At 70.6% G+C, this 13,892-nt stretch carries 10 protein-coding genes; 7 read left to right on the forward strand and 3 right to left on the reverse strand.

Annotation, left to right across the window (positions count from 1 at the left end; translation table 11 throughout):
• Positions 1-351 precede the first annotated feature (351 nt).
• A complete protein-coding gene (locus ACF08N_RS18185) occupies positions 352-1,140 on the forward strand; it encodes a hypothetical protein (protein ID WP_392325618.1) in 789 nt (262 codons plus the stop codon).
• A 32-nt stretch (positions 1,141-1,172) separates the two neighbouring features.
• Here the strand turns inward: ACF08N_RS18185 and ACF08N_RS18190 are convergent, their stop codons facing one another.
• Positions 1,173-1,655: a MarR family winged helix-turn-helix transcriptional regulator gene (locus tag ACF08N_RS18190; protein WP_392325619.1), complete on the reverse strand. Its 483-nt coding sequence runs from the start codon at positions 1,653-1,655 to the stop codon at positions 1,173-1,175.
• A gap of 230 nt (positions 1,656-1,885) precedes the next feature.
• Here ACF08N_RS18190 and ACF08N_RS18195 point away from each other — a divergent pair, with 230 nt between their 5' ends.
• On the forward strand, positions 1,886-2,710 hold the full coding sequence (locus ACF08N_RS18195) for a lysozyme (protein WP_392325620.1): 825 nt from the start codon (positions 1,886-1,888) through the stop codon (positions 2,708-2,710).
• A 73-nt stretch (positions 2,711-2,783) separates the two neighbouring features.
• Here the strand turns inward: ACF08N_RS18195 and ACF08N_RS18200 are convergent, their stop codons facing one another.
• Positions 2,784-3,581: a pentapeptide repeat-containing protein gene (locus tag ACF08N_RS18200; RefSeq protein WP_392325621.1), complete on the reverse strand. Its 798-nt coding sequence runs from the start codon at positions 3,579-3,581 to the stop codon at positions 2,784-2,786.
• Between the two features lie 143 nt (positions 3,582-3,724).
• Entirely contained in the window at positions 3,725-6,136 is a 2,412-nt protein-coding gene (gene lon, locus ACF08N_RS18205; protein WP_392325622.1) for an endopeptidase La, read from the reverse strand.
• Between the two features lie 196 nt (positions 6,137-6,332).
• Here lon and ACF08N_RS18210 point away from each other — a divergent pair, with 196 nt between their 5' ends.
• From ACF08N_RS18210 to ACF08N_RS18230, 5 genes are all read left to right on the forward strand, one after another.
• Positions 6,333-6,974 (forward strand): GNAT family N-acetyltransferase, encoded by a 642-nt coding sequence (locus tag ACF08N_RS18210; RefSeq protein WP_392325623.1) that lies wholly within the window; start codon positions 6,333-6,335, stop codon positions 6,972-6,974.
• Positions 6,975-7,117: 143 nt separating this feature from the next.
• The gene (locus ACF08N_RS18215; RefSeq protein ID WP_392325624.1) at positions 7,118-7,813 is read left to right on the forward strand and encodes a spermidine synthase; all 696 of its coding nucleotides are present in this window, start codon (positions 7,118-7,120) and stop codon (positions 7,811-7,813) included.
• Between the two features lie 103 nt (positions 7,814-7,916).
• Positions 7,917-8,654 (forward strand): response regulator transcription factor, encoded by a 738-nt coding sequence (locus ACF08N_RS18220; RefSeq protein ID WP_177147533.1) that lies wholly within the window; start codon positions 7,917-7,919, stop codon positions 8,652-8,654.
• Positions 8,651-9,754, forward strand: a complete 1,104-nt coding sequence (locus ACF08N_RS18225) for an ATP-binding protein (protein WP_392325625.1) — start codon at positions 8,651-8,653, stop codon at positions 9,752-9,754. The genes ACF08N_RS18220 and ACF08N_RS18225 overlap by 4 nt, the downstream gene beginning before the upstream one ends.
• 311 nt (positions 9,755-10,065) lie before the next feature.
• A complete protein-coding gene (locus ACF08N_RS18230) occupies positions 10,066-13,881 on the forward strand; it encodes a multifunctional oxoglutarate decarboxylase/oxoglutarate dehydrogenase thiamine pyrophosphate-binding subunit/dihydrolipoyllysine-residue succinyltransferase subunit (protein ID WP_392325626.1) in 3,816 nt (1,271 codons plus the stop codon).
• Positions 13,882-13,892: the final 11 nt, after the last annotated feature.

A 13,892-nucleotide genomic window follows, 5' to 3' on the forward strand; every position in this document is an offset into this window, starting at 1 on the left:
TGCTTGACTCGTCCACCCATGAAGCAGAGATGACGACCGGTCACACGCGAGAGCCCCACCCCTGGTACGGCTTCCGACCATTCCAGTGCCTTTGGGAGGGAGGCGCGCATCGGCCGCTCCGCCACCCGAACGAGTGAACAACATGCCGGAGTTGGCGAACAACTTTCCCGAACACCGGAACGCCCGGCTTCCGGCGTGTGGGTTGGACCTGGGCGCCGCCCTTTGGCAGGATGCGCGCCCGCAGCTTCGCACAGCGGCCCATTTGGGTCGAAGCAACCCCTCTGACCTGCTGGTACGGGCCAATCCGTGCGGCGCCGGGGCTTCGTGCGGGAGTCGTGCAGACTGAGGGACATGCGCATCGAACTCGCCACTGCCCCGGGCACCCCGGAACGCCTCAACGAGGACTGGGCCTCGGTGGCTCTGCCCGCATCGGGACAGGGCGGAACGCTGGTGGTACTGGACGGAGTGACTCCGCCTCAGGGCGACAGCGGATGCGTGCACGGCGTTCCGTGGTTCACCGCCCGGCTCGGCGGCGCCCTTGTCGAACTGTCCGGTTCACGGCGCGATCTCCCTTTGACGGGGGTGCTGTCGGAGGCGGTCCGGCGCACCGCGGACGCCCACCGGGACACCTGTGACCTTTCTCACGTGCGCACACCCCAGGCGACGGTGGTCCTCGCCCGGTGGGGCGGAGCGGCCGGCGAGGTGGAGTACCTGGTGCTATCCGACTCGACGCTGCTGCTGGAGTCGGCCGACGGCGCGGTCCGCGCGGTGCTGGACGACCGGCTCGACCGGCTGCCCCGCGAGTCGCTGCGCACGCACGCGTCGGCCGACGCCCTGCGCAACGCCGAGGGCGGGTTCTTCACGGCGGCGGCCGACCCCGCGGTGGCGCAACGGGCGGTGACGGGCCGGGTGGCGCGCCGGGACGTACGGGCGGTGGCGGCGCTGACGGACGGCGCGTCGCGCTGGGTGGACATGTTCGCGGAGGGCGACTGGGCCGCGTGCGTGGGCGTGCTGCGCAAGGAGGGGGCCCAGGCGCTGATCGACCGGGTGCGGGCGCTGGAGACGGCGGCACGGCAGCGTACGGGCGTGATCCGCTGGAAGCTCCACGACGACGCCACGGCGGCTTTCGTCGAGCTGTGAGCCACCCCGGGGCGTTGGCCCCTCGGGGCGGCTCAGCTCTCCGCGCGCGTGTTCAGCTGGTGCAGGAGCCGGGCCAGTTCGGCGACTTCGCGCCGGTCCCAGCCGGCCAGTTTGCTCCGGTAGCGGTCGCGGCGGGCGTCGCGCACATGGCGGAACCGCGCCACGCCCTCCTGGGTGAGCCGTACGAGGGAGGCGCGACCGTCCGCGGGGTCGGGCTCGCGGGTGACCAGGCCGAGTTCCTCCAGGGCCCGCAGCTGCCGGCTCATGGTCGCCTTGCCGACGCCGAAGTACGCGGCGAGTTCGGTGGCGCGCTGCTGTCCGGTCTCCTCCAGACGTACGAGCAGCCCGTAGGCGGCGGGTTCCAGGTCGGGGTGGACCTCGCGGGCCATCTCTCCTGACGAGGCCCTGGCGCGGCGCAGGAAGACCGACAACTCGCGTTCCAGGGCGAGGAATTCGCGGTCCACACCACTTCTGTCATTGGGGTCGGCCTCACTCGCCGTACCGCTTTCGTGCACGTCAGCACCCCTCGCACGCTTTCTCGGTGATGAAAGTTTCCTCCGGCGGCTCGCGTCGCCGCAGCTCGGCAAGTATTTCGCAGGCATAGACCAACGGCGGCGACCCGGCCCCCTTCCACGGGGCGTTCTACGTGCGTAGCGTCATTCATGGCATGTCCACACCATCAAACTCCGCCACGACATGTCGACACATCGTCAGATCCCCCCACCGAGGTCTTCGGAGGCACGCTATGCCCGTGCACAGATCCGGAACGACCAGCCGCAGGCGACTCGCCGCGGCCGGCACTCTCCTCGCAGTCCTCTCCCTCCTTCTCGTCGCCCCGGGCTCCGCCACGGCCGATCCCAAGCCCGAGCGGGGCTCCGCGCACATGGGCATGGGCGTGATCGCCCATGACGGCCAGGGCGGCCTCCCCCCGGACACCCGCGCCGTCCAGACGGAAGGCGTCGACGTCTCCAGCCACCAGGGCAACGTCGACTGGGCAGCCCTGTGGAACAGCGGCGTCAAGTGGGCCTACGTGAAGGCAACGGAAGGCACGTACTACAAGAACACGTACTTCACGCAGCAGTACAACGGCTCCTACAACATCGGCATGATCCGGGGCTCGTACCACTTCGCGACCCCCAACACCGCCTCAGGAGCCGCGCAGGCGGACTACTTCGTCAACAACGGCGGCGGCTGGTCGCGCGACGGCAAGACCCTGCCGGGCGCGCTCGACATCGAGTGGAACCCGTACGGCGCCGCCTGCTACGGCAAGTCGCAGTCCGCGATGGTCACCTGGATCCGCGACTTCCTGAACCGCTACAAGTACCGGACCGGTCGGGACGCGGTCATCTACACGGCGACGAGCTGGTGGACCCAGTGCACCGGCAACTACGGCGGCTTCGCCTCCGCCAACCCGCTGTGGATCGCCCGCTACAACACCACGCCCGGGACGCTGCCGGCCGGCTGGAGCTACTACACGATGTGGCAGTACACGTCGTCCGGGCCGATCGTCGGTGACCACAACAAGTTCAACGGCGCGTACGACCGCCTCCAGGCGCTGGCCTACGGCTGAGTCCCCACCTCGCCCGTCACCGCCTTGTCCCTCACCCGCCGTTCCCCGCTGACCCGTCCCGTCGCGCCGGTCGTCACGACCAGTGCGCGGGGCGGGTCAGCCCTTGCGGCAGGCGGGTGGAGCCGTCGCCGCGGGCCGCGTTCACCTGCGGCTGCGTGAGGAAGATGCTGCCGGTCAGGTCCGCGCCCGACAGGTCCGCGTCCCGCAGGTCGGCACCGATCAGGTCGGCCTGCCGCAGATCGGCGCCGGTGAGGTCGGCGGCGATGAGATACGCGCCGCGCAGACTCACCCCGCGCAGATCCGCGCCCCGCAGCCGGGCGCCCATCAGGTCCGCGCCCCTGCGGTCCTTCTTCCTCGGCCCGACCCCCGCGCGGACCAGTTCGCTGGTGCGCAGCAGCAGGGCGTTCACCTCCTGGCGGTGGGCTGCGACGTCGAGCTTCAGCAGCGCGTCGGGGGCGAGGCGGGTCAGCCCCTCGATCGTCTCCTTCTGCCGGCGCAGTCCCGCGTGCACCTCGCGTGCGGCTGCCAGTCCCAAAGCCTCGTCCACGTACCAGAGCAGTTCGTGCAGCTGCCGTACGACGGGGAAGACCCGGAACATCTGCTGCGCGGTGTCCGGCGCCTGCCGCCAGTCCGTACCGCCGTAGGTGACCTGCGAGACCTGCTGGCCGGCGCCGAAGCAGTCGTAGACGGTGCATCCCGGGAAACCGCTCGCGCGCAGCCGGCTGTGGATGCCGCAGCCGAAGTCGGTCCGCAGATGGGCGCACGGCGTCCCGGCGTCCTTGTTCACGGCGAAGTCGGCGGAAGCGGTGAAGGGCAGCGCCACGCAGCACAGCCCGAAGCAGTTCGCGCAGTCGGCCTTCAGGGAGGTCATCCGTCCATTGTGCGGGACGGCGGGAACGGGAAAGGCCCGGCGGTGGATCACCACCGCCGGGCCCGTACGCCGCTCTGCCGCCGTCGGTCCGGGCACGGCCGCGTCGCCGTACGGCCTGGCCGCGGGGCGCCGCGGCCGTGCGGTCAGGCCGCGGCCGTCACCGCCAGCTCGGCCGGGGAGAGCGCGAGCTCCAGCACCTGCCGGACGTCCGTGACCGGACGGACCTCCAGCTTGTCGAGGATCTCGGCCGGCACGTCGTCCAGATCGGCCTCGTTCCGCTTGGGGATCACGACGGTCGTGATGCCCGCGCGGTGCGCCGCCAGCAGCTTCTGCTTCACGCCGCCGATGGGCAGCACCCGGCCGGTCAGCGACACCTCGCCGGTCATCGCCACATCCGTGCGCACCTGGCGTCCGGAGAGCAGCGACGCGAGCGCCGTGGTCATCGTGATGCCCGCGCTCGGCCCGTCCTTGGGCACCGCGCCCGCCGGGAAGTGGATGTGCACGCCCCGGTCCTTGAGGTCGGCGACCGGCAGTTCGAGCTCGGCGCCGTGCGAGCGCAGGAAGCTCAGCGCGATCTGCGCGGACTCCTTCATCACGTCACCGAGCTGACCGGTCAGCGTCAGCCCCGCCGCGCCGGTCTCCGGATCGGCGAGCGACGCCTCGACGAACAGGACGTCGCCGCCCGCGCCGGTGACGGCCAGTCCGGTGGCCACACCGGGCACCGCGGTGCGGCGCTCGGCCGGGTCCTGGGCGGACTCGGGCACGTGGTGCGGCCGTCCGACGAGCCCGCGCAGCTCATCGTCGGTGACCGTGAACGGCAGCTCCCGGTCGCCCACTTCGTGCTGGGCCGCCACCTTGCGCAGCAGCCGCGCGATGGACCGCTCCAGGTTCCGTACGCCCGCCTCGCGGGTGTACTCCCCCGCCAGCTTGCGCAGCGCCGAGTCGTCCAGCGTCACCTCGCCGGTCTCCAGACCCGCCCGCTCCAGCTGGCGCGGCACGAGGTGGTCCCGGGCGATGACGATCTTCTCGTCCTCGGTGTAGCCGTCGAGTCTGACGAGCTCCATCCGGTCGAGCAGGGCCTCGGGGATGGCCTCCAGCACGTTGGCGGTGGCGAGGAAGACGACGTCGCTGAGGTCGAGCTCGACCTCCAGGTAGTGGTCGCGGAAGGTGTGGTTCTGCGCGGGGTCGAGGACTTCGAGCAGGGCCGCGGCCGGGTCGCCGCGGAAGTCGGAGCCGACCTTGTCGATCTCGTCGAGCAGGACGACCGGGTTCATGGAACCGGCCTCCTTGATCGCGCGGACGATACGGCCGGGCAGGGCGCCGACGTAGGTGCGCCGGTGGCCGCGGATCTCCGCCTCGTCCCGTACGCCGCCGAGCGCGACGCGCACGAACGTGCGGCCCATGGCGTGCGCCACGGACTCGCCGAGCGAGGTCTTGCCGACGCCGGGCGGGCCGACGAGGGCCAGTACCGCGCCGCCCCTGCGGCCGCCCACGACGCCGAGACCGCGCTCGGCACGCCGCTTGCGGACCGCCAGGTACTCGGTGATCCGCTCCTTCACGTCCTTGAGGCCGGCGTGCTCGGCGTCCAGAATCGCCTTGGCGCCCTGGATGTCGTAGGCGTCCTCGGTGCGCTCGTTCCACGGCAGTTCGAGAACGGTGTCGAGCCAGGTGCGGATCCAGGAGCCCTCCGGCGACTGGTCGCTCGCGCGCTCCAGCTTCTCGACCTCCTTGAGGGCGGCCTCGCGCACCTTCTCGGGCAGGTCGGCGGCCTCGACGCGGGCGCGGTAGTCGTCGGACTCGTCCTCGCCCTCCCGGCCGCCCAGTTCGCGCAGCTCCTTGCGCACGGCGTCCAGCTGGCGGCGGAGCAGGAACTCGCGCTGCTGCTTGTCCACGCCTTCCTGGACGTCCTTGGCGATGGACTCGGCGACGTCCTGCTCGGCGAGGTGCTCGCGCAGCTGCTGGGTGGCGAGCTTGAGCCGGGCCACCGGGTCGGTGGTCTCCAGCAGCTCGATCTTCTGAGCGGTGGTCAGGAACGGCGAGTACCCGGAGTTGTCGGCGAGCTGCGAGATGCCCTCGATCTGCTGCACGCGGTCGACGACCTGCCAGGCCCCGCGCTTCTTCAGCCAGTCGGTGGCGAGTGCCTTGTACTCCTTGACCAGCTCTGTGACGGCACCGGGCAGCGGGTCGGGAACGGTCTCCTCGACCACGGCGCCCTCGATCCACAGGGCCGCGCCGGGACCGGTGGTGCCTGCGCCGATACGGACGCGGCCGACGCCGCGGATGAGCGCGCCGGGGTCGCCGTCGGAGAGCCGGCCGACCTGCTCGACCGTGCCGAGCACACCGGTCGCGGCGTACGTGCCGTCCACGCGGGGAACGAGCAGCACCTTCGGCTTGTTGCCGGAGGGACGGGCGGCAGCCTGGGCGGCCTCGACCGCGGCCCGTACTTCGGTGTCGGACAGGTCGAGCGGCACGACCATGCCGGGCAGTACGACCTCGTCGTCCAGCGGCAGGACGGGCAGAGTAAGCGGTGAGTGAGCCGTGACATCGGCAGCCATGATCTCCCCTTAGGCAGTCAAGTTGAGCTGTACCGACTCAATGCACATGAGCCCCCGGATGTTCCCCACGCGTTGTTCGCTCTGAGCGATCGGCCTCTCGCGCTGCGACACGGGCATGCCGGAGACGCGGCCCCTTGAATCCCTGGCGCTTGCGAAATCCCTGGCGCTTGCACCGCCCAGCATGTGTAATAGCCCCATGCTGACTTCAGTCATTACATCTGCCTGGGTCCGCGGCTGGGTCGTGTCCCGGGGCGCGGCCGACCCCGTGGTCAGGCCATGGGGGTTCACGGTCGACGTGGGCCAGGTCGGGCACGCCACCCGGCACGTCCTGACGGCCGACGACGAGGCCACCGTGCGCAAGGTCGCCGCCGAGGTCGCGGCACCGACCGTGTGGCTCAAGGTCTTCGCCGAGCCCGAGGACGTCGTCGCCTGGACCGGTCCCGACTGGCAGGTCGACGAACCCGGCTGGCTGATGCGGACCCGGCTGCGGCGCATGCCGGCCCCCGCGGTACCGGACGGCTACACGCTCAAGCGCTGGACGCGCGGCGGTGTGACCCGGCTCCTGGTGGTCGCCGGTGACGGCTCGTTCGCCGCCCGCGGCCAGATCGCGCCCACCGGTGACACCGCCGTCGCCGACCAGATCGAGACGGCCCCGGCGCACCGCCGCCGGGGCCTGGGAAGGCTCGTGATGCACACGCTCCAGAACGCCGCGCTGGAGCAGGGCGCGACGACCGGCGTGCTGGGCGGCACCCCCGACGGCCGGGCACTGTACGAATCGCTGGGCTGGCAGGTGCAGGCGCCACTGGTCAGCCTCTTCCACGCAAAGGCCACCGACTGAGTCGCCGGGGGCGCCGGCCCGGCCCGCGGCCCCGCCCGACCACGCCCCCGCGCTCCGGAACAGGTTTGTCCCGCCCCCCGCCGGCCCGACAAAATGGCGTCGATCCCTGCCCGTCACCCCGCGGCCGCCCGGAGGTCATCCCGATGCCGTTCCCCGTCAGCGACGCCCCCGTCACCCTGGACCGGCGCGAGGGGCCCTTCGGGGAGGTCGTGCTGCGCAGACGCGGAGAGGGGGACACGGCCGTGCACGAGATCATCGCCAACGGGTGCTTCCTGATGGACACCTCCGACGGGCGTTCCGAGCGGCTGCTGGTCGACGCCGCGTACGACACCCTGGAGACGGGGAACGCCGCTCCGAGCGTGCTCGTCGGCGGACTCGGGGTCGGGTTCTCCCTGGCGCACGCCGCCGCCGGAGAGCGCTGGCGACGGATCGCGGTCGTCGAGCGCGAGCAGGCGATCATCGACTGGCACCGCTCGGGGCCGCTCGCGGCGATCTCCGGCGAGGCCCTCGCCGATCCACGCTGCGTGATCCTTCACACGGACCTCGTGACACATCTGCGCACCACGGACGACCGGTACGACGCACTGTGTCTGGACATCGACAACGGGCCCGATTGGACGGTCACCGAGGACAACGGCGAGCTGTACTCCCAGGCCGGACTCGCCGCCTGCGCAAGGGCGTTGAGGCCCGGCGGCGTACTCGCCGTGTGGTCCGCGCAGCCCTCCTCCGCATTCGAGGATGCGTTGCGGAATGCCGGATTCACCGGGGTAAGAACCGAAGAGATCCGCCTTGCCCGAGGCGTACCGGACGTGGTCCACCTCGCTGTTCGCCCTGCGTAGCCGGGACCCCGTCGATGCCCTTACGCTGCTGGGACACACACGGGATCTACCTCGATCCGGATCCACGTGCAGCTAGCGGTGAAACAGGTACAGGGGCGGGGCGATGGAGCAGACACACACCACGCACAACGGGGTCGCGGCCACCCCCGGGGCCCAGCGCCGGGTGCTGGTCGTCGAGGACGACGCCACGATCGTGGACGCCATCGCCGCCCGGCTGCGGGCCGAGGGCTTCCTGGTCCAGACGGCCCTCGACGGCCCCGCGGCCGTGGACGCGGCCGAGGCGTGGCAGCCGGATCTGATGGTCCTGGACGTGATGCTGCCCGGCTTCGACGGCCTGGAGGTGTGCCGCCGGGTCCAGGCCCAGCGGCCGGTGCCGGTGCTGATGCTCACCGCCCGTGACGACGAGACCGACATGCTCGTCGGTCTGGGTGTCGGCGCGGACGACTACATGACCAAGCCGTTCTCGATGCGCGAGCTCGCCGCCCGGGTGCACGTACTGCTGCGCCGCGTGGAACGCGCCGCGCTCGCCGCCGTCACGCCCCGTAGCGGCATTCTGCGCCTCGGCGAGCTGGAGATCGACCACGCCCAGCGCCGGGTGCGCGTGCGGGCGGAGGACGTGCATCTGACACCCACGGAGTTCGACCTGCTGGTGTGCCTGGCGAACACCCCCCGCGCGGTGCTCTCCCGCGAGCAGCTGCTGGCCGAGGTGTGGGACTGGGCGGACGCCTCCGGCACCCGCACCGTCGACAGCCACATCAAGGCGCTCCGCCGGAAGATCGGGGCCGAGCGGATCCGCACGGTCCACGGCGTCGGGTACGCGCTGGAGACGCCGACGCCATGACCCCGCGGCCCTGCGGCCGAGTGCGCGGGCGGCAGGGCGCCGCCTCCCTCGCGGTCTCGATCAAGACCAAGCTCAGTACGCTCGTCGTCGTCTCGGTCTTCATCACCACCGGTCTGATGCTGATGGCCTTCCACAGCAAGACCGAGATCCGCTTCATCACCGTCTTCACGATCATCGCCACCCTGCTGATCACGCAGTTCGTGGCGCACGGCCTGACCGCGCCGCTGGACGAGATGAACACGGTCGCCAAGGGCATCTCGCACGGCGACTACACCCGCAGGGTCCGCGGCGCCGACCGCCGCGACGAGCTGGGCGACCTGGCCTCCACGATCAATCGCATGGCCGACGACCTGGAGGCCGTGGACCGGCACCGCAAGGAGCTGGTCGCCAATGTCTCGCACGAGCTGCGCACGCCGATCGCCGCGCTGCGCGCCGTGCTGGAGAACGTGGTCGACGGGGTCTCCGCCGCCGATCCGGAGACGATGCGCACGGCGCTGAAGCAGACCGAGCGCCTCGGCCGGCTCGTGGAGACGCTGCTGGACCTGTCCCGGCTCGACAACGGTGTGCTGCCGCTCAAGGCCCGCCGGTTCGAGGTGTGGCCCTATCTGTCCGGAGTGCTGAAGGAGGCGAATCTCGCGTCCTCCCAGCGCGGCCTCGCCTCCGGCTCCGGCCACCACACCCGTACCGACGTCCACCTGCACCTGGACGTGTCCCCGCCGGAGCTGACCGCGCACGCGGACGCCGAGCGGCTGCACCAGGTGGTGGCGAACCTCATCGACAACGCGGTGAAGCACTCGCCGCCGCACGGCCGCGTGACGGTACGGGCCAGGCGCGGCCAGGGCCGGGAGTCGCTGGACCTGGAAGTGGTCGACGAGGGGCCCGGCATCCCGGAGAAGGACCGCCACCGGGTCTTCGAGCGGTTCAACCGGGGCCAGGTCGCCTCGCCCCACGGCCCGGGCAGCGACGGCGGTACGGGTCTGGGCCTCGCGATCGCCCGCTGGGCGGTGGACCTGCACGGCGGCCACATCGGCGTGGCCGAATCCGCCCGCGGCTGCCGGATCCGCGTCACTCTGCCAGGCCTCCCGTCACCGAGAGGTTGACGTAGGGTTCGAACCGGAGGGGCTTGTTCTGCGTGTATGTGGGCAGGGCTCGTTCCGGACGAGGGAAAGACTGCAGGCCACAGGGCTGCAGCCGCGATGACGCCTACCCTCACATGGGGGTACCCCCATGCCCCGAAGGGGCTCTGGGGGAGGAACCTCGCTTGTTTCCCGCCATTCACAACCCCGAAACCCGCCTTTCGGTGTGACTTGCACGACGATGACCCGCCCGGCCTGCACCTCCCGGCCAGGGAGGCGTAGCCTTTATTTCCGCTGTCCATCACCTTGTGAAGCGGAAGAGGGCGGTTCTCGCCGTGTCGTCTCAGTCCCCCAGTAACTCGAGCATCTCGACCGACCAAGGCGGGCAGGGTCAGAACCCTGCCGCCGCGTTCGGTGCCAATGAGTGGCTCGTCGACGAGATCTACCAGCAGTACCTCCAGGACCCGAATTCGGTCGATCGCGCCTGGTGGGACTTCTTCGCCGACTACAAGCCGGGCGCTGCCGGCACGGCGGACAAGGACAAGCCGGCGGCCGCTGCCGCTGCCCCCACCACGACCCCGAGCGCGCCCGCGGCGCAGGAGGCGGCACCCGCACAGGCTGCCTCCGCCGCTCCGGCGAAGCCCGCGGCCCAGCCCGCCGCCCCCGCGCAGGCCGCCCCGGCTCCGGCCGCTCCGGCCAAGGCCGCGGCTCCGGCGCCGAAGGCCGCGCCGGCCCCGGCACCCACCGCGAAGCCCGCGGACAAGCCCGAGGCCGAGGCGCCCGCCGGTCCCGAGCTCCTGACGCTGCGCGGCCCGGCCGCCGCGGTCGCGAAGAACATGAACGCCTCCCTGGAGGTGCCCACGGCCACGTCCGTGCGCGCCGTCCCGGTGAAGCTGCTGTTCGACAACCGCATCGTCATCAACAACCACCTCAAGCGGGCCCGGGGCGGGAAGATCTCCTTCACCCACCTCATCGGCTACGCGATGGTGCAGGCCATCAAGGCCATGCCGTCGATGAACTGGAGCTACGCGGAGAAGGACGGCAAGCCGACCCTCGTCAAGCCGGACCACGTGAACTTCGGTCTGGCCATCGACCTGGTGAAGCCCAACGGCGACCGCCAGCTGGTCGTCGCGGGCATCAAGAAGGCCGAGACGCTGAACTTCTTCGAGTTCTGGCAGGCCTACGAGGACATCGTCCGCCGCGCCCGCAACAACAAGCTGACGATGGACGACTTCACCGGCGTCACCGTCTCGCTGACCAACCCGGGCGGCCTCGGCACCGTCCACTCCGTGCCGCGTCTGATGCCCGGACAGTCGGTCATCATGGGCGTCGGCTCCATGGACTACCCCGCCGAGTTCCAGGGCACCTCCCAGGACACCCTGAACAAGCTGGGCATCTCCAAGGTGATGACCCTCACGAGCACGTACGACCACCGCGTCATCCAGGGCGCCGCGTCGGGCGAGTTCCTGCGGGTCGTCGCCAACTTCCTCCTCGGCGAGGAGAACTTCTACGACGAGATCTTCGAGTCGCTGCGCATCCCCTACGAGCCGGTCCGCTGGCTCAAGGACATCGACGCCTCGCACGACGACGACGTCACCAAGGCCGCGCGCGTCTTCGAGCTGATCCACTCCTACCGGGTCCGCGGCCATGTCATGGCCGACACCGACCCGCTGGAGTACCGCCAGCGCAAGCACCCCGACCTGGACATCACCGAGCACGGCCTCACCCTGTGGGACCTTGAGCGGGAGTTCGCGGTCGGCGGTTTCGCCGGCAAGTCGATGATGAAGCTGCGCGACATCCTGGGCGTGCTGCGCGAGTCGTACTGCCGCACCACCGGCATCGAGTTCATGCACATCCAGGACCCGAAGCAGCGCAAGTGGCTTCAGGACCGGGTGGAGCGCCCGAGCCACAAGCCGGAGCGCGAGGAGCAGCTGCGCATCCTGCGCCGGCTGAACGCGGCGGAGGCCTTCGAGACCTTCCTGCAGACCAAGTACGTCGGCCAGAAGCGCTTCTCGCTGGAGGGCGGCGAGTCCGTCATCCCGCTGCTCGACGCGGTCATCGACTCGGCCGCCGAATCGCGCCTGGACGAGGTCGTCATCGGCATGGCCCACCGCGGCCGCCTGAACGTGCTGGCGAACATCGTCGGCAAGTCGTACGCGCAGATCTTCCGCGAGTTCGAGGGCAACCTCGACCCGAAGTCGATGCACGGCTCCGGCGACGTGAAGTACCACCTGGGCGCCGAGGGCACGTTCACCGGCCTCGACGGCGAGCAGATCAAGGTCTCGCTGGTCGCCAACCCCTCCCACCTGGAGGCCGTCGACCCGGTCCTGGAGGGTGTCTCCCGCGCCAAGCAGGACGTCATCAACAAGGGCGGCACGGACTTCACCGTCCTGCCGGTCGCCCTGCACGGTGACGCGGCCTTCGCCGGCCAGGGTGTCGTCGCCGAGACGCTGAACATGTCGCAGCTGCGCGGCTACCGCACCGGCGGCACGGTCCACATCGTCATCAACAACCAGGTCGGCTTCACCGCCGCTCCGGAGTCGTCGCGTTCGTCGATGTACGCGACCGACGTGGCCCGCATGATCGAGGCGCCGATCTTCCACGTGAACGGCGACGACCCGGAGGCCGTGGTCCGCGTCGCGCGGCTCGCCTTCGAGTTCCGCCAGGCGTTCAACAAGGACGTCGTGATCGACCTCATCTGCTACCGCCGCCGCGGTCACAACGAGGGCGACAACCCGCAGTTCACCAACCCGCAGATGTACAACCTGATCGACAAGAAGCGCTCGGTGCGCAAGCTGTACACCGAATCGCTGATCGGTCGCGGCGACATCACGCTGGAGGAGGCCGAGCAGGCGCTCCAGGACTTCCAGGGCCAGCTGGAGAAGGTGTTCGCGGAGGTCCGCGAGGCCACCAGCCACCCCGCCGAGGTTCCGGTCCCGGACGCCCAGCCGGAGTTCCCGGTCACGGTGAGCACGGCGGTCTCCCAGGAGGTCGTCAAGCGGATCGCCGAGTCCCAGGTCAACATCCCCGACCACATCACCGTGCACCCGCGGCTCATGCCGCAGATGCAGCGCCGCGCGGCGTCGGTCGAGGACGGCACGATCGACTGGGGCATGGGCGAGACGCTGGCCATCGGCTCGCTGCTGATGGAGGGCGTCCCGGTCCGGCTGTCCGGCCAGGACACCCGCCGCGGAACGTTCGGCCAGCGCCACGCGGTGCTGGTGGACCAGAAGACCGGCGAGGACTACACCCCGCTGCTCTACCTGACCGAGGACCAGGCCCGTTACAACGTCTACGACTCGCTGCTCAGCGAGTACGCGGCGATGGGCTTCGAGTACGGCTACTCGCTGGCCCGCCCGGACGCGCTGGTCATGTGGGAGGCCCAGTTCGGTGACTTCGTCAACGGCGCGCAGACCGTCGTCGACGAGTTCATCTCCTCGGCCGAGCAGAAGTGGGGCCAGCACTCCGGCGTCACGCTGCTGCTGCCGCACGGCTACGAGGGCCAGGGCCCGGACCACAGCTCCGCGCGCCCCGAGCGCTTCCTGCAGATGTGCGCGCAGGACAACATGACGGTCGCGATGCCGACCCTGCCGTCGAACTACTTCCACCTGCTGCGCTGGCAGGTCCACAACCCGCACCACAAGCCGCTGATCGTCTTCACCCCGAAGTCGATGCTGCGTCTGAAGGCGGCGGCGTCGAAGGCGGAGGAGTTCACCACCGGCGGCTTCCGTCCGGTGATCGGCGACGAGTCGGTCGACCCGGCCGCGGTCCGCAAGGTCGTCTTCTGCGCCGGCAAGGTCTACTACGACCTCGACGCCGAGCGCAGGAAGCGCGGCGTCACGGACACGGCGATCATCCGGGTGGAGCGTCTGTACCCGCTGCCGGGTGCGGAGCTCCAGGCCGAGATCGCGAAGTTCCCGAACGCCGAGAAGTACCTGTGGACGCAGGAGGAGCCGGCGAACCAGGGTGCCTGGCCGTTCATCGCGCTCAACCTGATCGACCACCTGGACCTGGCGGTCGGCGCGGACATCCCGCACGGCGAGCGCCTGCGCCGCATCTCGCGGCCGCATTCCTCGTCCCCCGCCGTGGGCTCGAAGAAGCGCCACGAGCAGGAGCAGGAGCAGCTGGTCAACGAGGTGTTCGACGCCTGACCGGCACCGCA

It is taken from the genome of Streptomyces sp. NPDC015127, from assembly GCF_043080095.1.
In the GTDB taxonomy this organism is placed as follows: Bacteria; Actinomycetota; Actinomycetes; order Streptomycetales; family Streptomycetaceae; genus Streptomyces.

Coding starts and splice junctions, on each gene's coding strand:
- lon (WP_392325622.1), bottom strand. CDS start 6,136: ATGGCTGCCGATGTCACGGCTCACTCACCGCTTACTCTGCCCGTCCTG.
- ACF08N_RS18225 (WP_392325625.1), top strand. CDS start 8,651: ATGACCCCGCGGCCCTGCGGCCGAGTGCGCGGGCGGCAGGGCGCCGCC.
- ACF08N_RS18215 (WP_392325624.1), top strand. CDS start 7,118: ATGCCGTTCCCCGTCAGCGACGCCCCCGTCACCCTGGACCGGCGCGAG.
- ACF08N_RS18200 (WP_392325621.1), bottom strand. CDS start 3,581: ATGACCTCCCTGAAGGCCGACTGCGCGAACTGCTTCGGGCTGTGCTGC.
- ACF08N_RS18210 (WP_392325623.1), top strand. CDS start 6,333: ATGCTGACTTCAGTCATTACATCTGCCTGGGTCCGCGGCTGGGTCGTG.
- ACF08N_RS18185 (WP_392325618.1), top strand. CDS start 352: ATGCGCATCGAACTCGCCACTGCCCCGGGCACCCCGGAACGCCTCAAC.
- ACF08N_RS18220 (WP_177147533.1), top strand. CDS start 7,917: ATGGAGCAGACACACACCACGCACAACGGGGTCGCGGCCACCCCCGGG.
- ACF08N_RS18195 (WP_392325620.1), top strand. CDS start 1,886: ATGCCCGTGCACAGATCCGGAACGACCAGCCGCAGGCGACTCGCCGCG.